We start from the raw sequence: 26,618 nt of genomic DNA on the forward strand, positions 1-26,618 counted from the left end.
CAAATCCGGGTGTCGCCTTTTTGAAAAGACTGCCGGGGTGGTGGAATTGGCAGACACACAGGACTTAAAATCCTGCGGTAGGTGACTACCGTGCCGGTTCAAGTCCGGCCCTCGGCACCATTGTTTTTTATGATAAGTTGCGCTCTTTAATGATCATGCCGGTGTGGCGGAATTGGCAGACGCGCACGACTCAAAATCGTGTTCCTCACGGAGTGCCGGTTCGACCCCGGCCACCGGTATCTAGTTTTAGATATTCTTTATTATCGGGAATATTAAAGTTTAAAACGTCTTTCTACAATTTGTAGGAAGGCGTTTTTTATTTGTTGTTTAGCTGATTTTTCATACGAAAAAATTACTTCAAATCGTGTTCAAAGAAGATGAACTTTTACTTTATTGATGGTTACCTTATGATTAAACTAAAGGGGCAGGACAATTGAAGAAGGATTGGATGAATTGTACATAGGAGGTGTTGGAATGATTACGGTTAAAAATGCTGAAAGTTATCTTAAAGATAGCATCGGTGAAGATACCGATGAGATAAAAAAGGTTTGGGAAACATTTAAGGCTTTTTCAAAGGAGACAGTTGAGGGCGAAGAAGATAAAGAAATTTTATTTCAGTGTGGTGTCTATGATTTTACAGGAGAGGAACTATTTCATCTTGATTTTGTACGTCAGTTTACAATTTATGAAGAAGATGATTATTCTCACATGGAACAACTGCACTGTGAATTTTTATTTAAACCAACAAACGAGTTAAAAAAGTTAAAGGTGGTAGAAGAATGGTCAATGGATTATGACGATATAGATCATTTTTTTCATCATATTGAAAGTATTCATGAGTTTAAAATTCCATTGATTTTAAAGCCGATAAAATCAGCAATATATCAAGAAGAACTTTAATTCTTATTTCATTACGGCTGCTTTACTTTAAGAGGGTATACCTTGCCTTTTTGGAATCATTTATCACGGAGTGCCGGTTCGACTCCGGCCACCGGTATTAATTACAAGTTTCATGATTGGTTTTTACCATGAACCTAACGTTTCACCCTTGTGGTGAAACGTTTTTTTGTGGTTTAAATGAGTTATTTAGATGAAAATAGAATCCTATTAGAATAGAATGAGCATGTACTACTTTTAACAGAATAAACTTTAGATGATTTGCAACATTTGGTACGATACATTTAACCATATAAGGAAACAAAACGGATTAGCGCATTCACATAAAACTGGGAATTACCTTTGTGTAACTAAATGAATATTTGTGGGTACATCACATCTTTAGCTGGCATCATCATTGTGACCCAGTTTGGGGGAGAATTTATGAAAAAACAAAATGATCATGAAGAGTTATTGACAGGTGGAAATGTCTCGAACGTATATCGTTCGGGAGATACGGTTCGCAGAGAGGTAAAGTCAGACAATATGAATATACAAAAGCTGCTAAAGCATTTAGAAAAAAAGAATTTCTCCTATGCTCCAACATTTTTAGGGGTTGATGAAAAAGGTAGAGAGATCTTGTCCTTCATTGAAGGTGTGGCCGGTCATGATCCCTTAAAAGAATACATGTGCTCTCACAATGCTTTAAAAGAAATAGCGAAAATGCTTAGACTGTATCATGATGCTGTATGTGATTTTCCCATTTCAGACGATTGGGAACGAATGGACAATACGCCTAATAACATAGAGGTTGTGTGCCATAATGATTTTGCGATGTACAACATCATTTTCAACAATAAAAAGCCAGTGGGAATCATTGATTTTGATGTAGCTGCTCCTGGCCCAAGGCTTTGGGATATTGCATATACCCTTTATACATGTGTGCCCCTCAGTAGACTTTTTCGTACTGAAACAGGGGAGGTCGTAAATTATCATTCATTAGAACATGCAGGCCATATAAAGTATAGAGTCAAACTGTTTTTTGAAGCTTATGGTGAGGACATAGCAGAAGATTATGTGGATATGGTGCTGCTGCGTTTAGAAGGTTTATGTCAATACATGAAGCGAAAAGTGAGTGAAGGGGATAGAGCTTTTCAAAAAATGATTCATGAGGGGCACTTTGAACACTATCAAAAAGACATACAATTCATTCATGAGCACAGAAAAGAATGGGTTTGAGGATGCCAAGGGTTTTATAAAAGAAAAAGGACAACTCATCTTTTTACTAGTTTCATGTGGATGTTACAATTGGTTATAATAGTTCAATAGAATGAATGTAAAGAGGCGGAGTTGTTATCTTGCAAACGAAGACGATATTACAGACTATTATTGAAGATGAGCGATCACATGATTATCCGCTTTTTAGACAGTACTGTGTCAGGAAAGAACAGGGTCTGCGTAAAGATGCGTTAAAGGTTCTTCAGTCTTTTGTTGAAGAGATGAATAAGAACGAATTTACAGCACGGCGTTCATTTGTTGCTTGGCTGTTTGATTACATTGAACGTTTTGAGGATGGTCATCATTTGCTTGTGTATCCATTGGTAAATGGGGTGATCCACCCTGTTCTTCAAGAGTGGGAAAATATTGATCCAATGGATGCCAGACCGTATCGCTGGCAAGGCTTGTTTGTGCATCAGGGGGAAGGGCTGCCCTATTTATTGAAGGCATTAGAGATGGGAGGCAGCAAAGAGCAGCGAGTGATTGTTCAAATTTGCGAAACCTATTTCTCGGCTTTGTGGTATTCGTTTCATCATATACATGAAGATCTTTATTTAAGCACCTATGAGAAAGATCATGAGCGAATTCAAGGAATTCTAGATGTCATGAAACTGATCGAAGATAAAAAGGTTCAAACCAATGTTGAAAAACTAGCAGTCTACTATAACCAGCTTTTATCTGACTGGAAGGAATTTCAGCAGACGGAGACAAGAGGCTTTGTGAAATGGTGTGCGGAGCGTAAGAAGCCGTATGAGTGGGTAGAGGCCTTTTATTATCAACAATAGATGAGGAAACGGCAGAATTCATTCTGCCGTTTATTTATGCCATATGCGCTCTATTTCTACATGATCTGATTTGAAATATTTCAGGACATAGACATCTGGATTGCTTAGTTGTTCCCACTCCTTGAATCCAATTGCAGGATCGGCGTGTTTTAGAAGCAGGCTCATAATATTGCCATGAGTGGCGAATAAAGTATGATCTCTTCCTAATTTTATTTGTTCATAGAGTGCCTCTACAATACGATTCATCGCTTCTTGGCTCGATTCTCCGCCTTCACAGGTCATATGCAAGTAAGAAAAACTGAGCTTTAGTTTTTCATACCAATCCTTCATTGGTTGACTGCTTAACCTACGTTCAGAGAGACGCTTATCAATTTGTACCTTTATTTGTTTGGCATGAGCAAGGGGCTCAGTGGTTTGGATTGCTCGTTTATAAGGACTTGATATGATCTGATTGATCTGAATGCCGGAAAAAAGCTGTGCGAGCTCATGCGATTGTGTGATGCCTTTAGGCGTTAAAGACGCATCCTCGGATTGTCCATCTGCTTGACAGTGTCTGACGAAATAATATGTCTTCATAGGGTACACCTTCCTCTAAATATAAAAAAATCATCCAATATTGGATGAGGGTTCACGAAAGTTTAGGTTCTATTTGTTCGTGTCTGCTTCTTTGTATGGATCTATGAGTTTGGAGGTTAGGTCTAAGTTGAACAAAAAATCATCTACGGTGTCTGTGCCAAAGGGAAGAGTGGAAAAGTTAATTGGTATGCTGTCTTCTTGCGTTTCTGAAGTAATCGGCTGTTTGTGCTGCTTTTTTCTCCAGTTCTTAAACAAGCGCATGTGAGGACCCCTTTTCTATAAAAAGATGAATTTATACATAATATACGGGGAGAGTTGTCCGAGCGTCAATTGTTTTTTTTCAAAAGGATTTATTACATTTGTACGGAAAGAGCCACAGCTAAGTGCGGATCTTTCCGTTTTTTTACATGGCGCGGTGTATGGCTTGTTGTATCTTTCGCTCGCATCTGATGTTGTATGACTTCTTATGGAGTTTATTCGTCTTACGGCGGACTCCTTGATCATAAATGATCAGCTCTCTGCTCGTTTGATCACTTAATAACGCTTGAAACCAGCTGTATTTTTTTAGCTGTGCTGCATTCCGTGATATATCATCTTCATCTACCTGTAAAAAAGGGATATACAGAGCAAGATTGAAGATGTCTAAAATGAATCCCATATTACCGGCCCCCTTCATATCGTTTATTACGTTTAGAAAGGGGAATGGTTCCATTCAATCAGTTTAAAAACAATCCCAATGCATGAACCATTCTTTATTGTTTTTGTCATAATAGAAATACATCGTGCCGTTATCACCAATCATGAACCGAGGTTTTTCCTCTGAGGCGACTTGCAGCATGAATTCTCCTGACATCTGGTGGGGAGGAGATTGGATGTAAGCTCCGTATCCACCGATTTTTGTGAACGAGTAGTTGGAGTAATGCTCGAAGAAATGATCTGTCGCTTCTTCACTTTCATTGACTTCTGATAAGTCAACGTATGACCAAGCTTCCTCCCAGCATGGATAATCCGGTTGTTCTCCTTCGATCCACTCTATCTGGAAAGGTTTCATTCCTTTCACGTCTTCAGGGGTCTCAGCGATTTCTAATCCTTCCATTGATGAATATTCAATGAGTTTCCAGCCCTCACCGTTTTTGGCGATATCGATCGGAAGGGTTTTCTTGTTAATGAAAATTTGAATCATCTTACATTCATCAAAGCCGTTCATTCCCCCTGGTACTTCGGGTAAATACATTTGTAAAATGGGAATCATAGCTCCATCTTGATCTGCCGGCCACCCTTTATCACGTTGGATGAAAAAATGACCAGCAAACCAGCTGTACCTAGATGGATCAGGACGAAACCCGCCTATTTTGGCTACAATAGGTGTTTTTCCTAGTTGATTTAATTCGTCAAAAGCTTTGAACTTCATTTATCAGCCCTCCATTCTTTAGCCAGCAATGTGTGCATCTTGAAACGTTCCATTCATATTGCCAGAGACAATGATGACATGTCCCCAAAATAAATCTCCGTCATGATAGTAGGCTTCGAATTCTCCATTTGGGTAAGCATGGAGGCTTTCAAGTGAGATGCGGCTGATAAATTGATCCGGAGTGATTTCTTCTGAATTTTCAGCGGACTCGTCTTGTTCCTGCCAATCTTTGGCTAGTTCAATCAGCTGATTTGCTGCATATGACTTCATGGAGGCATCCCATGTTGTCTGCTCTTCTACGAGTTGTCTAGCCGTTTTCAGAGAGTCATTCATTTCTTCCTCTTCTTCGAGATTGAAGTAAAGAAGGCACTCCTCATTGCCCCACTTGATGGTTGTTTCAAATAAGTCTAGTCCTTTCACTAATTCAAAGGTACCCAGCTTGTCATCGTGGTAAAAGATTGGTTGTTGAGCTTCTTCTAATATTTCTTGAAGTTCCTTATCTTCAGTATCTGTATCAACAAGTGAAACGAGCATAAATTCACCTTCACCTTTACGTACTTGAAGTGTGACGATAGATTCTTTATGTAATTGCGCTTGTTTTTCTCGTAATCCCTTTTCATCTGTTAACCAGCACAGTCTCACTTTTTCGGTTATGATGCGGTCTTTTTCCTTCCATGCAATGAGCGGGATTGAAGCAGTCCAAATTGTTTCTTTTCCCGCTTTTCCTGCGCCGACTCCAGAAGGTCCTGTAACAGCCGTGATGTCTATCACTTCTTCTGAAAATCGTTGTTCAAATATGTTGATTTGTTTGTTTGATTTCATAGGATGTCCCCCAGCTTGATTTATTTGATGGAGCTATACCTTTATCACACCGTACATTGGCAGGGAAAATCAAGCTTTTTTTGCTAAAACTGTTTTTTAGGTTGATCGCAGCAGAGAGAATACATGGATTGCTGGAGGGTGAGTCACAATAAAAAAGCAAATTGCTTCGGATTTTGTATAAATTTGACTAAGTGAGTCGAAAAGCCTAGGTGATTCTTCCTTTTCTTTATAATTACTTTGACACGATAAGATGAAAAAAGTAAAGTAGTACTGAGTGATTTACAAAACCTTCATCATTCTCTGAAACATGAAGTGGCAGTAAATTTAATGTAAATGGATATTTTTCCTTTTATTTACTCATATTTTTTTTGAAACTTATGATGCTTCTTATTCGTTATATTAAAGGAGCACATGTAACCTGCGGAGAAAAGAGCATCGGAATGCTTGGTGCAGAAGATTTACATTTGCAAAATCAATGTAAATTTTTTATGATTTCATTTATATCAGATCGAAAATAAGAAAGAAGAGGTTTTATGAAAAAAATATTGATGAACAAATATAGCTTCTTTGTTTTGGCTGTTCTTTTATTTTGGGCAAAATCGTACACAGCCTACAAAATGGACTTTAATTTAGGAGTAAAGGGATCTTTTCAAGAGGGTCTTCTCTTATTAAATCCATTCAGTTCAGCCATCGTGTTTTTAGGACTTGCTCTCTTTTTGAAGGGGCGTAAATCGGCCATTGTCTTAATTGTCATTGATTTTATTATGACCGCACTTTTATATGCCAATGTAGCGTACTACCGTTTCTTTGATGATTTTTTAACATTCCCGACAATGAAACAAGCCGGTAATCTTGGGGGAGGTATGACTGGCGGTGTGTTAGCAAGTATTAAGCCGCATGACCTTTTGTACTTCCTTGATATCATCATTTTAATTGCAATTGTCATTTGGAGACCAGAAGTGAAGAAGTTCCAAATGAAAAAGACTTTCGCACTGCTGATTGTGGCTGCAGGTGTGGGACTGTTCTTCGTTAACCTACACTTAGCTGAAAAAGATCGTCCTGAATTATTGACGAGAACATTTGATCATAAGTATATTGTAAAATATTTAGGTGTTTATAACTATGCGATTTATGACGGCGTGCAAACCGCACAAAATGCAACGCAGGTAGCAAATGCGAGCAGTGATGATTTAACGGATGTTGTGAACTATACGACCTCTCACTATGCGAAACCAAATGCAGAATACTTTGGTCAAGCAAAAGGGAAAAACATCATCAAAATCCATTTAGAAAGCTTCCAGTCATTTTTAATTGACTACAAGTTAAATGGAGAAGAAGTGACGCCGTTTTTAAACAAGCTAGCTCATGGAAAAGAAGATTTTACGTATTTTGATAACTTCTTCCACCAGACTGGTCAAGGGAAGACTTCTGATGCTGAGCTGATGATGGATAATAGTATGTTTGGCTTGCCAGAGGGTGCAGCGTTTGTGACAAAAGGTGAAAACACCTTCCAATCACTTCCTGCTATCTTAGATCAAAAAGCAGGCTATACGAGTGCAGTGCTTCACGGGGATTATAAATCTTTCTGGAACCGTGACACGATTTATAAACATATGGGGATTGATCAATTCTTCGATGCATCTTATTACAACATGGATGAAGAAAACCTTGTGAACATGGGTCTGAAGGATAAGCCGTTCTTTAAAGAATCAATTCCAATGTTAGAATCAATGAAAAAGCCATTTTATGCACACTTAATGACATTGACCAACCATTATCCATTTAATCTAGATGAGAAAGATGCGACAATCGCTAAGGCAACAACCGGCGATAAAACAGTGGATAATTATTTCCAAACAGCGAGATACTTGGATGAGTCATTAGAACAATTCTTTAAGGACTTAAAAAAATCAGGTCTGTATAAAGACTCAGTGATTCTATTATATGGTGATCATAACGGTATTTCTGAGAACCATAACCGTGCAATGAGTGAGATTCAAGGGACAGAAATTACGCCATATCAAAATGCACAAAATCAGCGTGTACCGCTCATGATTCGTATCCCTGGTAAACAAGGCGGCGTGAATCATACGTATGGCGGTGAAGTAGACGTGATGCCGACGCTTCTTCATTTACAAGGCATTGATTCAAACGAGTTTGTCAATTTTGGGACAGATCTATTTTCTAAAAAGCATGATCAAACTGTTGCATTCCGTAACGGAAACTATGTGACACCAAAATATACCCTTGTAGATAATACAGTCTACGATACAAAAACGGGTAAAGTGGTGAAACAAAACAAAAAGACAGAAGCGATTAAAGCCCGTGTTGATAATCAGTTAAGCCTATCAGATAAAGTGCTGTACAGGGATCTTCTTCGATTCCATAAGCTATCTGATTTTAAACCAGTGAATCCATCTGATTATTTCTATGGTAAAACAAACAAAGAGACAGAAGCGGATTCTTCTGCTAACTAACTGAGTTTGGGGCAAGCACAGAAAGGTGCTTGCCTTTTTCTCTCTTACAGCTTGATTTGTTGGCAAAATATGTTTATATTTAGGGAGAAACAAGCGTGGCGTCAGTGCTCAGCTGGCGATAACTCATTTTGTCCTAGGGGATTTCAGGAGGAGCTTATGACAACAAATACAAAAACACAAAAAAAGAAATCAGAATTATGGGGCTGGATCAAAGCCATCTTAATCGCATTTATTGCTGTTTTTATCATTCGTAATTTTTTATTCGCACCGTATATTGTGAAGGGGACTTCTATGGAACCGACACTGCATGATACAGAGCGGGTGTTTGTGAATAAAACAGTCGATTACTTCGGCGATTATAAACGCGGGCAGATCATTGTTCTTGATGGGGAAGACCGCAGTACTCACTATGTGAAACGCTTGATTGGTTTACCTGGTGATAAAATCGAAATGAAAAATGACCAGCTATATGTGAACGGTCAAAAAGTGGCGGAGCCTTATTTAGCATCAAACAAAAAGGAAGCTGCCGCAGATGGCACCTTGCTGACACCTGATTTTGGTCCTCTTACAGTCCCTAAAGGAAAGTACTTTGTCATGGGTGACAATCGCCAAAACTCAATGGACAGCCGCAACGGTTTAGGTCTTTTTACAAAGAGTGACATTCAAGGGACAACATCGTTCGTGTTTTATCCCTTCCAAGATATTCGATTAATCAATCACTAATCAATAAAAAAAGCACACAGGCGTGTGCTTTTTTTGTTTGGTTAAGACTGACTTTTTGAAATTGCCTGTTCTAGATCTGCCAGAATATCTTCAATCGCTTCCGTTCCAACAGATAAACGAATAAGTTCTGGTGTAACCCCTGTGGCTTTTTGCTCTGCTTCACTTAATTGCTGATGCGTTGTGCTGGCAGGGTGGATGATGAGTGACTTAGAGTCGCCTACGTTTGCAAGATGTGAGAAAAGCTGTACGGAATCAATGAGTTTTTTTCCTGCGTCTTTACCACCTTTGATGCCGAATGTAAGGATGGCGCCTTGCCCTTTTGGTAAATAAGTTTGAGCCAGTTCGAAGGATTCATGACCTTCAAGACCTGGATAACTGACCCATTCTACAAGAGGATGATCTTGTAAAAATTGTGCTGTCTTAATTGCATTTTCACTGTGGCGTTCAAGGCGGAGGTGCAATGTTTCTAAGCCTTGCAAGAGTAAAAATGAGTTAAATGGAGATAAAGCAGCCCCTAAATCACGTAACAGCTGTACACGTGCTTTTGTGATATAAGCCGCTTCTCCAATCGCTTCCGTATACGTCAGGCCATGATAGCTAGGGTCTGGTTCCGTCAGTCCTTTGAACTTATCACTGTCAGCCCAAGGAAACTTGCCGCTGTCGACGATGACTCCGCCAATGGATGTGCCGTGGCCGCCGATGAATTTCGTTGCTGAATGGACAACAATGTCTGCACCAAATTCAATCGGTCTTAACAAATAAGGGCTGGCAAGTGTGTTATCCACAATCAGAGGGATATGGTGCTTGTGTGCAATGGCAGATACGGCTTCAATATGTAAAATGTCGCCTTTTGGATTTCCGATGCTCTCTGCATACACTGCTTTTGTTTTATCTGTAATGGCTGCTTCAAGTTCTTCAAGGTTTGACGAATCCACAAACTTTACTGTTATTCCAAGCTTTTTTAATGTATGAGCAAATAAGTTATATGTGCCGCCATACAGACTGCTGGAGGATACGATTTCGTCACCAGCTCCTGCAATGTTTAAAATGGAGTAAGTGGTTGCTGCTTGTCCTGAGGAGACCGCAAGTGCACCAATTCCACCTTCAAGCTCAGCGATCCGTTTTTCAAACACATCATTTGTCGGGTTCATAATACGTGAATAAATATTACCGGGTTCCTGAAGTCCAAATAAATTCGCCGCATGCTCACTATCTCTAAAACCGAAAGAGCTTGTTTGGTAAATAGGTACAGCTCTTGAATAGGTGGCTGAATCCAGTTCTTGACCTGCGTGAATGGCTTTTGTTTCTAAACGAAATTGAAGTTCTTCTGACATGTGTGTGTCCTCCTTTTGTTAGATAAAACCAACTACTTTAATAAGAAATATTTAATAAGACTATAAATCTTGTTTACTGCCCGGTCAATCATTTTTTAGATAAATCTGAAAAAACAATAAATATAGTTGACATGTCGGAATAGTATGTATTAACATAAGCATACTGAAAATATCAATAAGAATCGCTGATCGGTCAACCGAAGGCTCGTTCACTCAGGCATGAGTGAAGGGCCTTTTTTTATTTTAATCAGGAAGGAAGTTGAAGATGGAGAAAAAGAAAAAACGAAAAAAATACAGAAAACATTTGGATATCACATTAGACATTTTGATTGAGCGGAACAAATATGAGATTTACAGCAATCAAGAACGAATAGAAGCGATTTACGATCGTATTGATGAAAAACATACAAGGTTGAAATAATGATTGAATGTGAACTGAACAATGATGAATAACTGATGTGCCAAACGAAAGCTCTTCTCTCTTTTTGGAAGATAAGAGCTTTTCTACATATATGTTTTGCTTGTTTGATGTAAGAGAACTGGATAAATCATTTTAACCTCATAGATGAAAAGTAAAGTATCCACACTCAACAGGCGATTTTATAAAAGAGTGAGCTGTTGGCAGTTATGAAATAGGGCAAGGGCTTTTTTCCCAACAGGATTTCTTGTATATACATATTTTAAGAGACAAGAGAAGAAGGAAAATATGCTCACTCTTTTGTCGGAATTATCAGTTAATATGTCGTATTTGATGTGTTAACAACATATAATTAGGACTTTTTTATCTGATATATCGGGGGAATTCTTTCTATCTCAAAAAAATGAAAGATTAAATAGAAGAGATGATGAAAATGAACTATTTGAAAAAAGGCAGAAAAAAGATGGATTTATTGCCAATATATGGGTTTTATGGTTCTTATGTTGTGGTGAAAAATAGTAAAAAAGGGAGAATTTATACAGTTGAACATGAACAATTGAATAAAAAGTCACATTTTACACGAAAATATGTTCGGTCAAAAATGGGATCTTCTGTTGATGTTTGGAGTGTGACGCCTATGATACGATCATCATAAGCTGGGAGGTGAAAAGTATGACTTATGCAGCGCCGCAAGTTGACTATTCCACTATGGAACCTGCTATTATGGACCAAGCTTGGTTCTTAGTATTTATTGCTGTCCTTCTTGGATTGGGGGCAACAGTTGTTCTAGGAGCAGCAGTTTGGTGTTTAGCAAACGGCAAGGGTAGCTTTACAGGAGCCGTTCAGTGGGAAAGTGGCTTAAAAGTCCAAATTGAATGTAAGTAGCTATACTTAGGATTCATCTTTTTACTTCTTAGATAAGACACCAGGGCTAAACCGTCTGTGGCGGGCGGTTTAGCCTGATCTATTTTTAAAGAATATGCAGACACTTGGAGGTTATATGTTTACGATCGAGAATTTAACCAAGACGTATAAAAATAACGTGACTGCTGTCAATGATTTTCATTTGAAAATTGCCCCTCATCAAATCGTTGCTGTTGCTGGACCAAATGGATCCGGTAAAACAACGATGATTAACTGTATACTCGGCATCATTAAGCATACAGAAGGAACCATTCATATGAAGGACGTCACAAATGATGATCCATCATTTAAAAAACAAGTCGCCTATGTTCCAGATGATCTGCTGCTCCCTGAAGCATTGACTGGTGCTGAATATTTAGATTTTGTTTCTTCTATGTATGAATGTAAAACAATTCAAAGAAGAAATCAACTAATTGAATTGTTTGATATGGAATCAGCTTTATCAAGACCGATTGAAACCTATTCCCATGGCATGAAAAAAAAGACACAGCTGATTGCTGCCTTTATGCTTGAGAGTCAATTAGTGATCATGGATGAGCCCTTTAGAGGACTTGATATTGAAGCGGTTATAAACACAAAGAAACTGATGAAACGTTATGCCGAGCACCATGGTGCAATCTTGCTTTCAACACATGATATGCTTTCAGCGGAAGAGCTGTGCCACAAAATCGCCATTATTTCTAAAGGAAATAAAATGGATGAAGGGAAGGTTTCAGCCTTAAAAGAAAAGTATCAATCAAGCACATTGGAACAGGTGTTTCTGAAAGCTTCAATGTTAAGTGATAGGGGTGCACATTTTGATGAAATCATTAATCATTTCTAAAATGATGCTTAAAATGTGGCAGCAGGAGATGTATAAGCTCTTTGATACTCAAACGAAGCGAATCATTGTGGTCTTATTCTTTTTGTTTGCAGTCACAATGGGAGCCATCATCGGATACAGTTTTACGGGTGTCTTTATGAAGGCTTTCTTAAATGGAGATGAACGTTCACTTGGATTGTTGGTTGTGTCGATGGCGATCAATGCATCCATTTTTACAAGCTTGTTATTTGTGCTGATCAAGGTTAGAACACCTGAACAAGATCGTTTTTCTATGCAGCTCAGCTGGTTTCCGCTGTCTACCTTTCAAAAAAGTCTTGGTTACTTCATTCCGATGGTGACAGTTGTAACAGGGCTTGTTTTATTTTTCATCGGGATCTTGCTTTTACCTAATTTTATTGCACAAGGAATCGGTATTTTCTTTATTCTTACGTTCTTTTTGATGGTGTTGTTGCAATCACTCTTTGTCTTAACACTGCTTCAGCTCATTTACAACGTGACTTATTTACTCGTACTAAAATTAAAATTACCGTTGCAAAAATTTGCAGCGATATTTGTTTTATTAGCGCTAGTTGTAGCATATGGAATGACGCATTTCGACATCAACCAAATACAGCAATCATATGTACAGTTTGATTATCATTTGATGTATTTTACAGCGCCGTTTTTCTTAGCGGCACAAGGGATGTCTCCTGATGGGGTGAATTATGCGATTTTGATCCTCTTCATCCTATTATCTGCGGGAGGCGCATTTATTTCTCTTGCTTTAATGCCAATTATGGCTGAGAAAAAAGCGTTAACCTTTCTGCACAAACTGCCATTTTCATCTTCAAAAAAGTGGTCTCTCATTGTAAAGGAAATAAAGTCACAAGTGAGAAATGAAGAAAATATTTTAAACTTTCTCATCCTCCTTATTGTCATTTTATTTGTCCGTTATCAGTTTGCCTTCCGCTTTGAAGGAGAAGCTTTTTTTGTCCTATGTGCGCTAGCTGGATTAACAGCTTTTAATTCATTTGGCAATGACAAACGTATGATCGGGATGTATAAAACGTTTGGTCTAAGGCCGTGGGAAGTGGCTCTTTATAAGTTCCTCGGACTTTTGCTCGTTGGTGTGATCCAAATTGTTTTATTTATGATCACAACACTGACGCTCCCGGATCAAATCTGGATTGTGTTGATTGGCGCTGCTGTCTTGTGTAATGCAACGGCTCTCTTTTATGTGGTGGGTATTTTATTACCCCTTGATCGAAATAATCCATACACAGGCATTTTCTCGTTTGGAGCACTTATTTTAATCATGATTCCGATTGTATTTATTGGAAACTATGTGATTGGGGAATCGAGTCAAATGCTTCAGTGGCTGCTTGTGGCAGGATTTGAATGTCTGCTCATCTTTGCCATATATAAAGGTTTTTCATGGAGGTATTCACATGATTCAACTTCTTAACAATAAGCTAAAGATTGAGCGGGTGCCGGCACTTGCGCCATATGTGACTTTACAAAAAAGGCATTTGACTGATACGCAGTACGGAAGCTCACTTCCGATTAACGAAAGTGCATATCATATGTTAACGAAAGTGGATGGTCAAAGGACAGAGGCGAGTATTACGGCAGAGCTCGCCGATTTGTTTCAAGTCGATGAGTCTGTGATTGCTCGCGATTTTTATCAATTGATGATGGGGCTGAATCAGCATCACTTGCTGTCGATTCATTATCAATCACCATATCGAGCTGTCACAGCCTGCTGTCAATTTTTTAAACAGTATCAAGTAAAGATGAAAGAGCGGTTTGACTGCACGGGTCATTCATTTCTTCACATACTAGGCACGGCTCTGCTGATGGTGACGCGTAAAATCATCTTTTTCTGGGTGCTCTTTATGATCATGGCGGGAATCGCCTTTTTATTTATTCCTGATCCATCGATTGCAGCCATTGCGATTTATTTTACGATTATTTATTTCGGATTAATTACTGGAACCGCCTTGCATGAGGCGGCTCACGGGTATGCACATCGGAAGTTCGCCGGCCGGGATGGCCCTCAAGGCTTTTTTGCGAGCGATATGATGTCTGTGAAATTTGTGAGGCCTGTTTTAGATCCGTTTCAGAAAAAACAGGTGTGGATTACACTGCTTGGTCCGCTTTTGCCGGGGCTCATTGGCGTAGCCGGAATCATTGTGACTGTTTTATTTCTAGAAGAAAATCCGATTTCGACAGGGTTTTTCATTTTTTCAATCACGTATTTTATTCAATTGCTCTACCTTCTTCCGTTTATGGGGGATGGTAAGTCTATTATGAAGCAGTTATTGCTTGGTGGAATGGGAGGACAACGATCATGAACGTTCAGGCAATGAAACAAGGTGCAATTGTTGGTAGTTTCCTAGGTTTCTTAGGTTTTCCGATGCTGACCATTGGTGTTCTGTTCTATCACTTATTTCAATCAAAAACAAATAATGAATTATTATTTAATAGTCTTGCTTTTGAGATGGAAGGTTCGTCTGCATTTACGTTCCAAATCAAACCAAACTTTTTTATTTATATGGTTGTCATTTTTGCTGTCAGTTTTCTCATTGTGGCATTACTATCAGCCATGAAACAGAAAAAAGTGAAAGATTAGGAGAATTTCCCTAATCTTTTTTTGTATATTGAACCAAATTTTAGTATAATAGAAAATAAAAAACATCAAAGGGGATCTCAATGTTAAAAAAATGGAGTGTTCTTATATTCACTGTTTTTCTATTAGCAGGATGCGGTGAGAAGGCCGAAGAAACCACGCAAACCGAGAAGGCGGTATCTACAATAAACACGGAGTCTGCTACAAAGAAGCAAGTAACGATCGAACAAATGAAACTGACAAAAAAAGAAAAGAACTTACTAGAAGCATCAACCGCTAATGAAATGGTGGCTTTAACAATAAAAGGATTAACGAAGAAGGATAAGAGTATTACGTTTATCGGGAGTCATTACAAAAATGGCCGATTAGCTAATAAGGAAGCATCATCTGCCACCTTTACTTTACATCAGGATGGTACCGACCAAACGATGAATGTACTTTTACAATTAAGGCATGAGAAAGATACATATGAATCACAATTTAGTATGTGGTCAGACAACAAGAATGAGGGAATGACAAAAGCAACAGCAAGTTTTCCGTTCAAAGTAAGTGATTATGTTTTTTCTGCACAATCTGATACTGTCAAAGTCTCTTCTGGAGGAAAGGCACTGATTGCGTATACAGCGGCAATGGGGAAAGACGGAAATTCACCGATGCTTGAAGTGATTGAGAAAAATCCTAAGCAAGCGCTGAAGAATAAGTCACATGCCTATTTATTTTATATCCAGCTAGACAAATAACTATCGTAATATATATGGAGAATATGAAATTTTTTGACGAAAAATCTTCATATTCTCTTGACGAATTGTTAAGAAAGTTGTAACATAATAAAAGTCAACGCAATGACGTTGTCTCTAAAAGATTGATGCGGGTGTAGTTTAGTGGTAAAACCTCAGCCTTCCAAGCTGATGTCGTGAGTTCGATTCTCATCACCCGCTCCAATACATAATTTTGTTTATAACGCAGTATTTCGTTTCATAGATAAACGAAGTGTTGCGTTTTTTATTATGTCAGTATAATGTAAAAAGCACTGTGACCTACAGTGCTTTTTCAATGAGTTCATATTTACTTTCTCCACCATGTATTTGTATAAACATCTTCGTCAAGGATTGTATAAGTGCCTCACTCTTTTCCCAGGAAATAGATGGTGGGAAGAGAATGATTTGAAGAATGCTTTTTGTGTCTTGAGAAATTTGAGCTTTACTTGCTTGAGAAAATAACCCTTTAAGCTCTGCGCCATCCTGCCATTCAATATGACCAGTTTCATTTTTGGATAATGAAAGAGGCTCTTTCAATTGATCGGCATCTAATGTGAGGATAGGCAAGAAATATTTTAGTGAGAAAAATATCGACAAATCCTGTACGGAATTGGTCGAGTTAATAAATTGTTCTTTTTGAATATCAGCAAGAAGCGGAAGAAAGGGGACACCTTCTAGAAGATTCGTCCATTCTTTGATCGCTGGTACTTCTTCCAAAGTTTGATCTTCATATTCAAAAAACAAAGATTCTTGAAACAGGCGCAGTCGACCTTTTAACATTTGAGGGGATTTTCCTATCTCAATATGTGAATATTCAATCTGTCCAACATGGATAGACGGGCTTTGAGGTTGGGAGATTTCCATTTGTATCTTCACAGTGACTCACTCCAATCGGTCATGATACACTCGTATTATACTGAAAATAACTGAAGAAACAAAGAAAGGAGGTTTGCAAGGTGATTCATGTTGGACAATTAAAAGAAGAATTAATTCAATATGCGAACGAAATTGGTGTCGATAAAATTCGATTTGCAAGTGCTGATACATTTGATTCATTAAAGGACCGCCTCATCTTACATGAATCGTTAGGGTATTTGTCCGGTTTTGAAGAGCCTGATATCGAAAAACGAACAAATCCTGCTTTGCTGCTTCCAAAAGCAAAATCAATTGTTGCCATTGCGCTTGCGTATCCTTCCAAAATGAAAGATGCTCCCCGAAGTACAAAGGATGCAAGAAGAGGGATTTTTTGCAGGGCTTCATGGGGAACTGATTATCATGTTGTGCTGAAAAAAAAGCTCGACATGCTTGAAGAATTTTTGCGCAGTAAACATGAAGATATTCGGACAAAATCAATGGTGGACACAGGTGAATTGTCGGACCGTGCTGTAGCCGAACGTGCTGGCATTGGCTTTAGTGCAAAGAACTGTATGATTATCACACCAGAGTTTGGATCTTATGTCTATTTGGCTGAAATGATTACAAATGTTCCATTTGAACCGGATGAGAAAATAGAAGATCAGTGTGGAACTTGTAATAAATGTGTGGATTCATGCCCAACGGGTGCTCTTGTGAATCCAGGCCAGCTCAATTCTCAAAGATGTATTTCGTTTTTAACACAGACAAAAGGGTTTTTACCTGACGAATTTCGCTCGAAAATAGGGAATCGATTGTATGGATGTGATACGTGCCAAACGGTCTGCCCAATTAATAAAGGGAAAGACTTTCATCTACATCCTGAAATGGAGCCGGACCCTGAAATTGCAAAGCCGCTCTTAAAGCCGCTGCTGACAATCAGCAATCGTGAGTTTAAAGAGAAGTATGGTCATGTTTCTGGATCATGGCGAGGGAAAAAGCCTATTCAGCGGAATGCCATTTTGGCACTTGCTCACTTTAAAGATACATCTGCTTTGCCAGATTTGGTTGACCTAATGCATAAAGATCCAAGACCGGTCATTCGAGGTACGGCTGCTTGGGCAATCGGTAAAATTGGCGATGGGCAGCAGCTTTCTGAACTGGAAAAAGCCCTTGAGCGGGAAAGTGATGAAGAAGCAAAACAAGAAATCATCAAAGGGATTGAATTGTTACAAGCACCTTTAAATACTAAATAACCCCCTACTGAACATAGAATGAACCAAACAGAGATGTTAAAAAAAGTTTGGTGGTGTCTGTGTGAAACAATTATTAGAACAAACGTTAGAAGACAGACTGGCATATTTATTAAATGGCAGTACGATCAAACAGCCCCAGCTTATGTCTGATGTGGACGCTGTGGAGCGAAAGAAAGAGCTGTTTGCAAGAAGACAAGTTGAGATTGTCAAGGCGAAAGCAAAAGCAAAACTTCTCGATTCAGCTATTCAAGATGATGGAGCTCAGCAAGTACAATATCTCGCTCACTTCACTTATGTCTGTAAGGATATAGACGACTCTTTTTATTTAGAGGAACAGGTTGAGAAAAGAGAAGCGTTTATTTATAACGACATGCTTGTAAAAGATCGAATGATGTTAGAAGAACGACAAAAGGAAGATCTGGTGGATGAGCGCTTCCAAAACGAAGACCAATTTGGAAGAGCTTTTCACTATGACCGGCGTGCAGCTGTTCAATATGCTGAGACGTATTGGAATAAACGGAATCCAGCCTATAAAAATTTCGAAGATAACTGTACGAATTTTATTTCACAATGTCTGAAAGCAGGGAATGCGCCAACGAGAGGATATCCGAACCGTGGATCTGGCTGGTGGGTTCGTCCACATACATGGAGCTACAGCTGGACGGTGGCACATTCGATGAAAAATTATTTAGCGAATTCCAAAGCGGGGTTGAGAGCGAAGAAGCTCAAGGAACCGCAGGAGCTTCAAATAGGTGATGTTATTTGTTACGATTTTGAAGGTGACGGCAGGTATAATCATACAACCATTGTCGTTGATCATGATAAGGGCGGAATGCCTCTTGTGAATGCACAAACGTATGACAGCCGTATGCGTTACTGGTCGTATGAAGACTCAACGGCTTATACACCTAGTATTCGTTATACGTTTTTTCACATTTTGGACGATGCTCCGAAGGATAGTTAATGGTATAATATTGAGCGGAAAAGAAAATTAGAGGTGAACTTTTTTGGGACTTCATGTCGTTTTATATCAACCAGAAATTCCAGCTAATACTGGAAATATTGCGCGAACATGTGCAGCAACAAATACAACACTTCATCTGATTCGTCCGCTTGGTTTTTCGACAGATGATAAAATGCTGAAGCGTGCAGGACTCGATTATTGGAAGTATGCCAATGTCGTCTATCATGATTCATTAGATGAATTGTTTGAGGCTCATCCGAAAGGGCAATTTTTCTATATCACAAAGTTTGGGCAAAAACCGCATACAACGTTCGATTACTCGCAGCTAGATGAAGACTATTTCTTCGTATTTGGCAGAGAGACGAGTGGATTGCCAAAAGATTTGATTGAACGGAATATGGATCGCTGTCTTCGTTTACCAATGACAGAGCATGTTCGTTCACTGAATCTATCGAATACGGCAGCGATTCTTGTGTATGAGGCGCTTCGCCAGCAGCAATACCGAGATTTGATATAAGAACATGATAAAAGCCGAGATTCCATCTCGCTTTCAGTGAATATGTAAGTGCTGAAAATATGAACGAAATAAAAAGGATGTTCCGCTGATGGAACATCCTTTTTTTCATTTGCCAGGCTTGCCTTCGTAGCCAGCTGTGAAAATGGATACTAAAAACGTAATGATGACGCCCATCATAATGACCGTTCTCATATAAGCTCCCCCTTATCCCTTTGTTCCTTTGCTGCCGGTTTCATGTGTTGTGAAGTTCGCCTTGAAAAGCAGGAGATGAAGATCATTTTTCTCCTGTTTTTCCTTTATTATGAAGGGTCTTGCGGATGGTTGTCAATTCAGTTTGCCAATTCGTCATTTTGAAGAACGAAAGCATGTAATAGGACGCCTCCGCATAGATTGTAAAACAGTATCTGATTTCTAGCTTCAATCTTGAAAGAGGAGGTTCATATGGATATTTTAAAGAAAATTGAACAGCACAGAGAAGAAGAGCAGCGACTGAAATGGGAAGGCACATTCAGCGAATATTTAGATATTATTAAAGAAAATCCACTCGTCGCTCAATCTGCTCATTCTCGCGTTTATCATATGATTAAGGACAGCGGGATTGAAGAGGAGAATGGGGTCAGAACCTACAAATTTTTTGATCAGGAGCTTTTTGGATTAGAGGAATCATTGGAAAGGCTAGTGGAAGAGTATTTTCACCCTGCGGCTAAACGTTTAGATGTCAGAAAGCGTATTTTATTGTTAATGGGTCCAGTCAGCGGCGGGAAATCGACGCTTGTCACAAGGCTGAAAAGAGGGCTGGAAGAGTATTCACTAACAGATCATGGCGCAGTCTATGCGATTAAAGGCTGCCCAATGCATGAAGATCCGCTTCATCTCATTCCGCAAAATCTGCGGGAGGATTTCTATAGAGAATACGGCATACGTGTGCAGGGGAATTTATCACCTTTGAACTTGATGAGGCTCGAAGAGGAATATGGCGGCCGCATTGAGGATGTGAGAGTGGAACGAATTTTTTTCTCAGAGGACAAACGGACCGGCATTGGTACCTTCAGCCCGTCTGATCCGAAATCTCAGGACATTGCCGACTTAACAGGAAGTATTGATTTTTCAACGATTGCTGAATTTGGTTCAGAGTCAGACCCGCGTGCGTACCGGTTTGATGGAGAGCTCAATAAAGCGAACCGTGGAATGATGGAATTTCAGGAGATGTTAAAGTGTGATGAGAAATTTCTATGGCATCTTCTTTCATTAACGCAGGAGGGTAATTTTAAGGCGGGGCGTTTTGCGCTGATTAGTGCGGATGAATTGATTGTTGCACATACGAATGAAACGGAGTACCGGTCATTTATTTCAAATAAAAAGAACGAGGCTTTACACTCAAGAATTATTGTGATGCCGATCCCTTATAATTTAAAGGTGACAGAGGAAGAACGTATTTATCATAAGATGATTTCAGAAAGTGATGTCTCAGATGTTCATATTGCCCCGCATACGCTAAAGGTGGCTGCGATGTTTTCTATTTTGACAAGGCTGAAAGAGCCGAAGCGGTCTGATATCGATTTGGTGAAAAAAATGCGACTGTATGATGGGGAAAGTGTCGAAGGTTTCCAATCTGTTGATATTGATGAGATGAAAAAGGAATTTCATGACGAAGGGATGAGCGGAATTGACCCGAGATATGTCATTAACCGCATTTCATCCACCATTATTCGAAAGAATATGGAATCCATCAATGCACTGGATGTCCTCCGTTCCTTAAAAGAAGGACTGGATCAGCATCCATCGATCTCAAGTGAAGATCGGGAACGTTATTTGAATTTTATTTCTGTCGCACGAAAAGAGTATGACGATATGGCGAAGAAGGAAGTTCAAAAGGCATTTGTGTATTCCTATGAGGAGTCTGCGAAAACTCTCATGGATAATTACTTAGATAATGTTGAGGCGTACTGCAATAAAAACAAACTGCGTGATCCGTTAACAGGTGAAGAAATGAATCCTGACGAAAAGCTCATGCGTTCAATTGAGGAACAGATCGGCATTTCTGAAAACGCCAAAAAGGCATTCAGAGAAGAAATCCTTATTCGGATTTCAGCTTATGCGAGAAAGGGCAAACGCTTTGATTATAATTCTCACGAGAGATTACGAGAAGCCATTCAGAAGAAGCTCTTTGCCGATTTGAAAGATGTCGTGAAAATTACGACATCGACGAAAACGCCGGATGAGCAGCAGTTGAAAAAGGTCAATGAAGTAGTGGCGCGATTGATTGATGAGCATGGCTATAATTCTACAAGTGCAAATGAACTCTTAAAATATGTAGGCAGTCTTCTGAATCGTTAATAAATGAAGGAGGCATTATTGGCGCAAACCAGCACCGGTAATGTCTTTTTTAAAAATCATCGTCATTTCGCTGACGAGCAGCATACGATAATGGAATTGATGGTTACAAGAATTGTGCAAAAAGGTGAGGAGGGGGATGGATGTCCCGGCAAGAAAAAAGTCAGTTTATTGTGTCTCAGGAAGACTGGTCCCTCCATCGAAAAGGCTTTGATGACCAGCAGCGTCATCAGAAAAAAGTCAAAGAGGCGATTAAAAACAATTTGCCGGATCTTGTCACAGAGGAAAGCATCATCATGTCTAATGGCAAAGATGTGGTCAAAATTCCGATCCGTTCTTTAGATGAATATAAAATTCGGTACAACTATGATAAGAATAAGCATGTAGGTCAAGGAGAGGGAGACAGCCAGGTTGGCGATGTGGTCGCTCGGGATGGATCTGACAGTAAGCAAGGGCAGGGAAAGGGGCAAGGCGCTGGAGATCAAGCCGGTGATGATTATTACGAAGCAGAAGTTTCATTAATGGATTTAGAGGAAGCGCTGTTTCGTGAGCTAGAGCTGCCGAATCTTAAACAAAAGGAACTTGATGATATCGTTGTCGAAGAAATTGAGTTTAATGATATTCGCAAAACGGGGCTAACCGGTAATATCCATAAAAAACGAACAATGCTGTCAGCATTTAAACGAAATGCCATGACAGGACGCCCTTCCTTTTATCCCATTTATCCAGAGGATATTAAGTATAAGACGTGGAATGAAGTCACCAAACCAGAATCGAAAGCGGTTGTTCTAGCAATGATGGATACAAGCGGAAGTATGGGGCTTTGGGAAAAATATATGGCGAGAAGCTTTTTCTTTTGGATGACACGTTTCTTGCGGACAAAGTATGAGACAGTCGAGATCGAATTCATTGCCCACCATACAGAGGCGAAGGTCGTAGACGAGGAGCACTTCTTTTCTCGGGGAGAGAGCGGGGGAACTATTTGTTCTTCTGTCTATCGAAAGGCACTAGAGCTCATAGACGAACGATATCCTCCGTCACGATATAATATTTATCCTTTCCATTTTTCTGATGGTGATAATCTGACCTCTGATAATGCACGGTGCGTGAAGCTCGTTTCTGAAATTATGAAAAAAGCCAATTTATTTTGTTATGGTGAAGTGAATCAATATAATCGGCATTCTACGTTAATGTCAGCATATAAACATATTCAGGATGAGAAATTTAAGCATTATATTTTGAAGCAAAAATCAGACGTTTTTCTCGCATTAAAAAAATTTTTTCAGCAGGAAGAAGTTCTTTCTTAAAGAGAACATTCAAAAAAACCTTTCAGCATAAGGGCTGAAAGGTTTTTTGTGTGGAGAAGGAAGGGATCACCAGAAAAAAAGTAAAACTTTCTCTTTGACATTTCAATTTTCATTTATTAATATTTAATCTTGTTAAATATAAGTTTTTCAAAAAAGATGCCGATTGTCTTTTCTTCTTTTTCTGCTTTTTGCTCATAAGTGAACAATAAGTATAAATGGGCTGCACACCATTTTCAGCAGAGTAGAAAAAGGGGAAACAGGCAGCTCTATGAGCTTGTTTCATAATCTGTCAGATGATGGGCATTCTAAGTTTGCTAAAGCAGATGACACTATATTTTTATACATGAAAGGAGAAACAAAACATGAACAGAGGGCGTTTATTGCTAACGAATATTATTGGCCTTATTGTGATTCTTGCCATTATTGCCGGAGGTGCTTATTACTACTACGAAAGCACAAACTTCGTAAAAACAGACGAAGCAAAAGTGACAGGTGACATGTACCAAATTACAGCGCCAGCAGCTGGACAAATCAAAGGCTGGGACATCAATGAAGGTGACGAAGTGCAAAAAGACAGCACAGTTGCAAAAGTTGAAGGAGAAGCAAAAACAAACATTAAAGCAGTGGCTGATGGCACATTAGTCAAAAAAGAAGTACAAAACAACCAACAAGTGCAACCTGGGACAGTTCTTGGTGAAACGATTGACCTAAGCAAGCTATACATTACAGCGAATATTAAAGAAACAGACATTAAGAACGTTGAAAAAGGCGACAAAGTGGACATCGTTGTAGACGGCGATCCTGATACAACATTTGAAGGTACAGTTGAACAAATTGGTTATGCAACAAACTCAACATTCAATATGCTGCCAGCAACAAACTCAAGTGGTAACTACACGAAAGTGACACAAAAAGTAGCAGTGAAAATATCAATTAAAAATCCATCTGACAAAGTACTTCCAGGTATGAATGCTTCTGTCAAAATTTCATCTTAATGATGACTGATATCAAAAAATGAAAGGAGGTTGTCTGAGATGGCAAATCAACCTGCAGCGACAAAACAGGGAGCAGGCTCCTTGTCTTTACTGATCATTTTAATGGCCGGTTTGTTCGTAGCGATTTTAAACCAAACGCTTTTGAACGTAGCTATGCCCCATTTAATGACTGAATTTAATGTGAGTGCGACGACAATTCAGTGGCTTACAACAGGTTACATGCTTGTCAACGGTGTGCTCATTCCGTTATCTGCGTTTTTAATCACACGTTTTGGCCAGCGCAGCTTGTTCCTCGTGGCGATGATTTCATTTACACTAGGAACCTTTATTTGCGGTATTGCGCCAAACTTTTCTACGATGCTGATTGGCCGTTTGATTCAGGCAGTCGGTGGCGGTATCTTACAGCCGCTCGTCATGACAACAATCCTTTTTATTTTCCCTCCAGAAAACAGAGGGAAAGGAATGGGGATTTTTGGTCTTGCGATGATGTTTGCGCCAGCTGTCGGACCAACGCTATCTGGTTATATTATTGAACATTATTCATGGCGTATTATGTTTTATGGACTTGTACCAATCGGTGCGATTGTCATTATCGCGGCTTTCTTTATGTTTAAAAATATTGTAGAGCCTAAAAAAATCAAGCTGGACACTCTTGGTGCGATTCTGTCGATCGTTGGTTTTGCTTCGCTTCTATACGGAGTGAGTGAAGCGGGAAGTGATGGCTGGACAGATCCAATCGTTCTATCTACGATTATTGTTGGTGCGATTGCGATCATTCTCTTTATTTTCCAACAGCTAAAAGCGGATAATCCGATGCTTGATTTCCGTGTGTTTAAATACAGTATTTTCTCATTATCAAGTGTTATTAACATTATTATTACCGTTGCCTTATACACTGGGATGTTCTTACTACCGATCTACTTGCAGAACCTCGTTGGGTTTACTGCATTGCAATCGGGGCTATTAATGCTTCCAGGGGCACTTGCGATGCTCATTATGTCCCCAATTTCAGGGATCTTGTTTGATAAATTTGGACCTCGTCCACTTGCCATTGTGGGGATGCTGATTACGGTTATCACCACATACGAGTTTACAAGGCTGACGATTGATACATCTTATAGTCACATTGTGCTTATGTATGCAGTACGTGCCTTTGGTATGTCACTCTTGATGATGCCGGTCATGACTGCTGGTATGAACCAATTACCGCAGCATTTAAATAGTCATGGTACAGCGATGTCAAATACACTGAGACAAATCAGTGGTTCGATTGGTACGAGTTTGATCACGACGATTTATACAAATCGCACGACATTCCATTATTCCAATATGGCAGATCAAACAAATACCGCTGACCCATTCTTTATGAATTCATTCCAGGCGACTGTCTCTAATGTGATGCACCATATGGGCATGACAGCAGAAGCTGCTCAAAAATATGTGTCGACCCAGCTCTTTACGAAAGCACAAGTCGATTCCAATGTGATGGGCATCAATGATGCTTACATGTGGGTGACATTATTCTGTGCAGCTGGTGTGATTCTCAGCTTGTTCCTGCGAGATGTACGTAAGGATAAAAAGCGAAAAGAAAAGCAGGATAAGAAACAAGAAATGACATTGCTTCCAGCACCTAAGGAAGCAAACCAAGATGCAAGATAAGTGTGGAGGGACCGTACATGAAAATTTATGTCGTATACGATAGTGAAGGTGACCATACAAAAGCACTTGCAGAAGCGATTGCAGCTGGCGCAGGTGAAACAGAGCAAGCTGAAGTGTTCATTGATCATGTGAAAGATGCGGATATCCGCAAGCTTGATCAAATGGATGCAATCATTTGGGGCTGTCCAGGTCACTTTGGTACCATTAGTTCTGGATTAAAGACATGGATTGACCGTCTTGGGTATTTATGGGCAGAAGGAAAACTCATCGATAAAGTCGGTGCCGTTTTCTGTACCACTGCCACAACACACGGCGGGTTAGAAATGACGATGCATAATTTGATTACGCCAATGTTCCATCAAGGGATGCTTGTGGTCGGCCTTCCTGGAAATGTTCCAGAAAATGCGTTATACGGTTCTTATTATGGAGCAGGTGTGACGTGCCCGATTGATTCTGATGAAGTGATTTCTGCAGAAGGCATTGAGCTGGGGAAAGCATTAGGAAGACGTGTAGCATCAGTCACTGCGTCATTTAAGCGATAAGGAGAGGGTTCTTTTGGCGACGATTATTGTAGCGTTAGTAGCTGCTGTTCTAGTCATTATCGGATTAGTAGCGTTCAATGTGAGACACGCTTCGGCCGAGAAGGAAGAGATCAAAGAAGATGTATCGAATCATCCTGACGTGCCGCATAGCGAGCCAGAAGTTGCGGCGAGACCTGTAGAGCCTGAAGTGGAAGAAAAAGCGTCAGAGCCTTCTCAGACAGATGATGCTCCGTCAGGTGATGATTTCTATAGACAGGCGCTTCAAAAGTTTAAACAGCCAGAACCACCTGTCAAAGAAGAAGAACCAGAGACGAAAATGAATGATGATATGTATCGTTCTGCTTTGCAGAAACTAAAGCAGAAGGACAAATAAAAAGAG

General features: G+C 39.5%; 28 protein-coding genes and 4 tRNA genes (1 of these 32 only partly in view). 25 read left to right on the plus strand and 7 right to left on the minus strand.

Going from position 1 to position 26,618, the window contains the following annotated elements; translation table 11 throughout:
- From NST57_RS04720 to NST57_RS04745, 6 genes are all read left to right on the plus strand, one after another.
- Positions 1–18, plus strand: a tRNA-Cys gene (locus tag NST57_RS04720); it begins 53 nt to the left of the window's first position.
- Positions 19–31: 13 nt separating this feature from the next.
- Positions 32–120, plus strand: a tRNA-Leu gene (locus NST57_RS04725).
- Positions 121–157: 37 nt separating this feature from the next.
- Positions 158–239, plus strand: a tRNA-Leu gene (locus tag NST57_RS04730).
- 235 nt (positions 240–474) lie between these two features.
- Positions 475–900 (plus strand): hypothetical protein, encoded by a 426-nt coding sequence (locus tag NST57_RS04735; protein WP_341298152.1) that lies wholly within the window; start codon positions 475–477, stop codon positions 898–900.
- A 420-nt stretch (positions 901–1,320) separates the two neighbouring features.
- The gene (locus NST57_RS04740; RefSeq protein WP_341298153.1) at positions 1,321–2,115 is read left to right on the plus strand and encodes a phosphotransferase; all 795 of its coding nucleotides are present in this window, start codon (positions 1,321–1,323) and stop codon (positions 2,113–2,115) included.
- A gap of 119 nt (positions 2,116–2,234) precedes the next feature.
- Positions 2,235–2,939 carry a hypothetical protein gene (locus NST57_RS04745; protein ID WP_341298154.1) on the plus strand — a complete coding sequence of 235 codons (705 nt, stop codon included), beginning with the start codon at positions 2,235–2,237 and terminating at the stop codon, positions 2,937–2,939.
- Positions 2,940–2,969: 30 nt separating this feature from the next.
- Here the strand turns inward: NST57_RS04745 and NST57_RS04750 are convergent, their stop codons facing one another.
- The 5 genes from NST57_RS04750 to NST57_RS04770 form a co-directional block, all read right to left on the minus strand.
- Positions 2,970–3,515, minus strand: a complete 546-nt coding sequence (locus tag NST57_RS04750; protein WP_142154537.1) for a histidine phosphatase family protein — start codon at positions 3,513–3,515, stop codon at positions 2,970–2,972.
- Positions 3,516–3,584: 69 nt separating this feature from the next.
- Positions 3,585–3,776 (minus strand): hypothetical protein, encoded by a 192-nt coding sequence (locus NST57_RS04755; RefSeq protein WP_142154538.1) that lies wholly within the window; start codon positions 3,774–3,776, stop codon positions 3,585–3,587.
- Positions 3,777–3,918: 142 nt separating this feature from the next.
- Positions 3,919–4,173 carry a hypothetical protein gene (locus NST57_RS04760; protein WP_341298155.1) on the minus strand — a complete coding sequence of 85 codons (255 nt, stop codon included), beginning with the start codon at positions 4,171–4,173 and terminating at the stop codon, positions 3,919–3,921.
- A gap of 63 nt (positions 4,174–4,236) precedes the next feature.
- Positions 4,237–4,926 carry a DUF1963 domain-containing protein gene (locus tag NST57_RS04765; RefSeq protein WP_142154540.1) on the minus strand — a complete coding sequence of 230 codons (690 nt, stop codon included), beginning with the start codon at positions 4,924–4,926 and terminating at the stop codon, positions 4,237–4,239.
- A gap of 18 nt (positions 4,927–4,944) precedes the next feature.
- Entirely contained in the window at positions 4,945–5,748 is an 804-nt protein-coding gene (locus NST57_RS04770) for a DUF2262 domain-containing protein (protein WP_142154541.1), read from the minus strand.
- Between the two features lie 533 nt (positions 5,749–6,281).
- Here NST57_RS04770 and NST57_RS04775 point away from each other — a divergent pair.
- Together NST57_RS04775 and lepB are read left to right on the plus strand one after the other, a co-directional pair.
- Entirely contained in the window at positions 6,282–8,225 is a 1,944-nt protein-coding gene (locus NST57_RS04775) for a sulfatase-like hydrolase/transferase (RefSeq protein WP_142154542.1), read from the plus strand.
- A 156-nt stretch (positions 8,226–8,381) separates the two neighbouring features.
- Positions 8,382–8,948: a signal peptidase I gene (lepB, locus tag NST57_RS04780; protein WP_142154543.1), complete on the plus strand. Its 567-nt coding sequence runs from the start codon at positions 8,382–8,384 to the stop codon at positions 8,946–8,948.
- A 41-nt stretch (positions 8,949–8,989) separates the two neighbouring features.
- Here lepB and NST57_RS04785 read toward each other — a convergent pair whose 3' ends face one another.
- The gene (locus NST57_RS04785; protein WP_142154544.1) at positions 8,990–10,282 is read right to left on the minus strand and encodes a homocysteine synthase; all 1,293 of its coding nucleotides are present in this window, start codon (positions 10,280–10,282) and stop codon (positions 8,990–8,992) included.
- A gap of 265 nt (positions 10,283–10,547) precedes the next feature.
- Here NST57_RS04785 and NST57_RS04790 point away from each other — a divergent pair, with 265 nt between their 5' ends.
- From NST57_RS04790 to NST57_RS04825, 8 genes are all read left to right on the plus strand, one after another.
- Positions 10,548–10,703, plus strand: a complete 156-nt coding sequence (locus NST57_RS04790; RefSeq protein ID WP_038475053.1) for an FbpB family small basic protein — start codon at positions 10,548–10,550, stop codon at positions 10,701–10,703.
- A gap of 669 nt (positions 10,704–11,372) precedes the next feature.
- The gene (locus tag NST57_RS04795; RefSeq protein WP_008358673.1) at positions 11,373–11,585 is read left to right on the plus strand and encodes a hypothetical protein; all 213 of its coding nucleotides are present in this window, start codon (positions 11,373–11,375) and stop codon (positions 11,583–11,585) included.
- Positions 11,586–11,700: 115 nt separating this feature from the next.
- Positions 11,701–12,447, plus strand: a complete 747-nt coding sequence (locus NST57_RS04800) for an ATP-binding cassette domain-containing protein (protein ID WP_142154546.1) — start codon at positions 11,701–11,703, stop codon at positions 12,445–12,447.
- Positions 12,425–13,891, plus strand: a complete 1,467-nt coding sequence (locus NST57_RS04805) for a hypothetical protein (protein ID WP_341298156.1) — start codon at positions 12,425–12,427, stop codon at positions 13,889–13,891. The genes NST57_RS04800 and NST57_RS04805 overlap by 23 nt, the downstream gene beginning before the upstream one ends.
- Entirely contained in the window at positions 13,875–14,780 is a 906-nt protein-coding gene (locus NST57_RS04810; RefSeq protein ID WP_142154547.1) for a PqqD family peptide modification chaperone, read from the plus strand. Before NST57_RS04805 ends, NST57_RS04810 begins: the two co-directional genes overlap by 17 nt.
- Positions 14,777–15,058: a hypothetical protein gene (locus tag NST57_RS04815; RefSeq protein WP_142154549.1), complete on the plus strand. Its 282-nt coding sequence runs from the start codon at positions 14,777–14,779 to the stop codon at positions 15,056–15,058. The genes NST57_RS04810 and NST57_RS04815 overlap by 4 nt, the downstream gene beginning before the upstream one ends.
- A gap of 80 nt (positions 15,059–15,138) precedes the next feature.
- Positions 15,139–15,795, plus strand: a complete 657-nt coding sequence (locus NST57_RS04820; protein WP_142154551.1) for a hypothetical protein — start codon at positions 15,139–15,141, stop codon at positions 15,793–15,795.
- A gap of 127 nt (positions 15,796–15,922) precedes the next feature.
- A tRNA-Gly gene (locus NST57_RS04825) sits at positions 15,923–15,996 on the plus strand.
- A 96-nt stretch (positions 15,997–16,092) separates the two neighbouring features.
- On the opposite strand, the gene NST57_RS04830 is transcribed toward NST57_RS04825, so the two are convergent.
- Entirely contained in the window at positions 16,093–16,593 is a 501-nt protein-coding gene (locus NST57_RS04830; RefSeq protein ID WP_341298157.1) for a hypothetical protein, read from the minus strand.
- Positions 16,594–16,772: 179 nt separating this feature from the next.
- On the opposite strand from NST57_RS04830, the gene queG reads away from it, so the two are divergent.
- From queG to NST57_RS04875, 9 genes are all read left to right on the plus strand, one after another.
- Complete coding sequence (queG, locus tag NST57_RS04835; protein ID WP_142156146.1) at positions 16,773–17,921, plus strand: tRNA epoxyqueuosine(34) reductase QueG; 1,149 nt, start codon at positions 16,773–16,775, stop codon at positions 17,919–17,921.
- A 61-nt stretch (positions 17,922–17,982) separates the two neighbouring features.
- A complete protein-coding gene (locus NST57_RS04840; RefSeq protein ID WP_341298158.1) occupies positions 17,983–18,885 on the plus strand; it encodes an amidase domain-containing protein in 903 nt (300 codons plus the stop codon).
- Between the two features lie 43 nt (positions 18,886–18,928).
- Positions 18,929–19,402: a tRNA (uridine(34)/cytosine(34)/5-carboxymethylaminomethyluridine(34)-2'-O)-methyltransferase TrmL gene (gene trmL, locus NST57_RS04845; RefSeq protein ID WP_003211950.1), complete on the plus strand. Its 474-nt coding sequence runs from the start codon at positions 18,929–18,931 to the stop codon at positions 19,400–19,402.
- A 441-nt stretch (positions 19,403–19,843) separates the two neighbouring features.
- Positions 19,844–21,739 (plus strand): PrkA family serine protein kinase, encoded by a 1,896-nt coding sequence (locus tag NST57_RS04850; RefSeq protein WP_017360374.1) that lies wholly within the window; start codon positions 19,844–19,846, stop codon positions 21,737–21,739.
- A gap of 140 nt (positions 21,740–21,879) precedes the next feature.
- The gene (gene yhbH, locus NST57_RS04855) at positions 21,880–23,043 is read left to right on the plus strand and encodes a sporulation protein YhbH (RefSeq protein WP_142154559.1); all 1,164 of its coding nucleotides are present in this window, start codon (positions 21,880–21,882) and stop codon (positions 23,041–23,043) included.
- Between the two features lie 362 nt (positions 23,044–23,405).
- The gene (locus NST57_RS04860) at positions 23,406–24,038 is read left to right on the plus strand and encodes an HlyD family efflux transporter periplasmic adaptor subunit (protein ID WP_142154561.1); all 633 of its coding nucleotides are present in this window, start codon (positions 23,406–23,408) and stop codon (positions 24,036–24,038) included.
- 39 nt (positions 24,039–24,077) lie between these two features.
- Complete coding sequence (locus NST57_RS04865; protein WP_142154563.1) at positions 24,078–25,697, plus strand: DHA2 family efflux MFS transporter permease subunit; 1,620 nt, start codon at positions 24,078–24,080, stop codon at positions 25,695–25,697.
- A 17-nt stretch (positions 25,698–25,714) separates the two neighbouring features.
- The gene (locus tag NST57_RS04870) at positions 25,715–26,239 is read left to right on the plus strand and encodes an NAD(P)H-dependent oxidoreductase (protein ID WP_008358701.1); all 525 of its coding nucleotides are present in this window, start codon (positions 25,715–25,717) and stop codon (positions 26,237–26,239) included.
- A 13-nt stretch (positions 26,240–26,252) separates the two neighbouring features.
- Positions 26,253–26,612 carry a hypothetical protein gene (locus NST57_RS04875; RefSeq protein WP_017360371.1) on the plus strand — a complete coding sequence of 120 codons (360 nt, stop codon included), beginning with the start codon at positions 26,253–26,255 and terminating at the stop codon, positions 26,610–26,612.
- Positions 26,613–26,618: the final 6 nt, after the last annotated feature.

The organism is Bacillus sp. FSL M8-0077 (assembly GCF_038050255.1).
GTDB lineage: Bacteria > Bacillota > Bacilli > Bacillales > Bacillaceae > Bacillus > Bacillus altitudinis.

Coding starts and splice junctions, on each gene's coding strand:
- NST57_RS04860 (WP_142154561.1), top strand. CDS start 23,406: ATGAACAGAGGGCGTTTATTGCTAACGAATATTATTGGCCTTATTGTG.
- NST57_RS04770 (WP_142154541.1), bottom strand. CDS start 5,748: ATGAAATCAAACAAACAAATCAACATATTTGAACAACGATTTTCAGAA.
- NST57_RS04820 (WP_142154551.1), top strand. CDS start 15,139: ATGTTAAAAAAATGGAGTGTTCTTATATTCACTGTTTTTCTATTAGCA.
- NST57_RS04805 (WP_341298156.1), top strand. CDS start 12,425: ATGAAATCATTAATCATTTCTAAAATGATGCTTAAAATGTGGCAGCAG.
- NST57_RS04735 (WP_341298152.1), top strand. CDS start 475: ATGATTACGGTTAAAAATGCTGAAAGTTATCTTAAAGATAGCATCGGT.
- NST57_RS04740 (WP_341298153.1), top strand. CDS start 1,321: ATGAAAAAACAAAATGATCATGAAGAGTTATTGACAGGTGGAAATGTC.
- NST57_RS04775 (WP_142154542.1), top strand. CDS start 6,282: ATGAAAAAAATATTGATGAACAAATATAGCTTCTTTGTTTTGGCTGTT.
- lepB (WP_142154543.1), top strand. CDS start 8,382: ATGACAACAAATACAAAAACACAAAAAAAGAAATCAGAATTATGGGGC.
- NST57_RS04800 (WP_142154546.1), top strand. CDS start 11,701: ATGTTTACGATCGAGAATTTAACCAAGACGTATAAAAATAACGTGACT.
- NST57_RS04850 (WP_017360374.1), top strand. CDS start 19,844: ATGGATATTTTAAAGAAAATTGAACAGCACAGAGAAGAAGAGCAGCGA.
- NST57_RS04795 (WP_008358673.1), top strand. CDS start 11,373: ATGACTTATGCAGCGCCGCAAGTTGACTATTCCACTATGGAACCTGCT.
- yhbH (WP_142154559.1), top strand. CDS start 21,880: ATGTCCCGGCAAGAAAAAAGTCAGTTTATTGTGTCTCAGGAAGACTGG.
- NST57_RS04865 (WP_142154563.1), top strand. CDS start 24,078: ATGGCAAATCAACCTGCAGCGACAAAACAGGGAGCAGGCTCCTTGTCT.
- NST57_RS04760 (WP_341298155.1), bottom strand. CDS start 4,173: ATGGGATTCATTTTAGACATCTTCAATCTTGCTCTGTATATCCCTTTT.
- NST57_RS04815 (WP_142154549.1), top strand. CDS start 14,777: ATGAACGTTCAGGCAATGAAACAAGGTGCAATTGTTGGTAGTTTCCTA.
- NST57_RS04790 (WP_038475053.1), top strand. CDS start 10,548: ATGGAGAAAAAGAAAAAACGAAAAAAATACAGAAAACATTTGGATATC.
- NST57_RS04830 (WP_341298157.1), bottom strand. CDS start 16,593: ATGTTAAAAGGTCGACTGCGCCTGTTTCAAGAATCTTTGTTTTTTGAA.
- NST57_RS04765 (WP_142154540.1), bottom strand. CDS start 4,926: ATGAAGTTCAAAGCTTTTGACGAATTAAATCAACTAGGAAAAACACCT.
- NST57_RS04755 (WP_142154538.1), bottom strand. CDS start 3,776: ATGCGCTTGTTTAAGAACTGGAGAAAAAAGCAGCACAAACAGCCGATT.
- NST57_RS04785 (WP_142154544.1), bottom strand. CDS start 10,282: ATGTCAGAAGAACTTCAATTTCGTTTAGAAACAAAAGCCATTCACGCA.
- NST57_RS04750 (WP_142154537.1), bottom strand. CDS start 3,515: ATGAAGACATATTATTTCGTCAGACACTGTCAAGCAGATGGACAATCC.
- NST57_RS04810 (WP_142154547.1), top strand. CDS start 13,875: ATGATTCAACTTCTTAACAATAAGCTAAAGATTGAGCGGGTGCCGGCA.
- NST57_RS04870 (WP_008358701.1), top strand. CDS start 25,715: ATGAAAATTTATGTCGTATACGATAGTGAAGGTGACCATACAAAAGCA.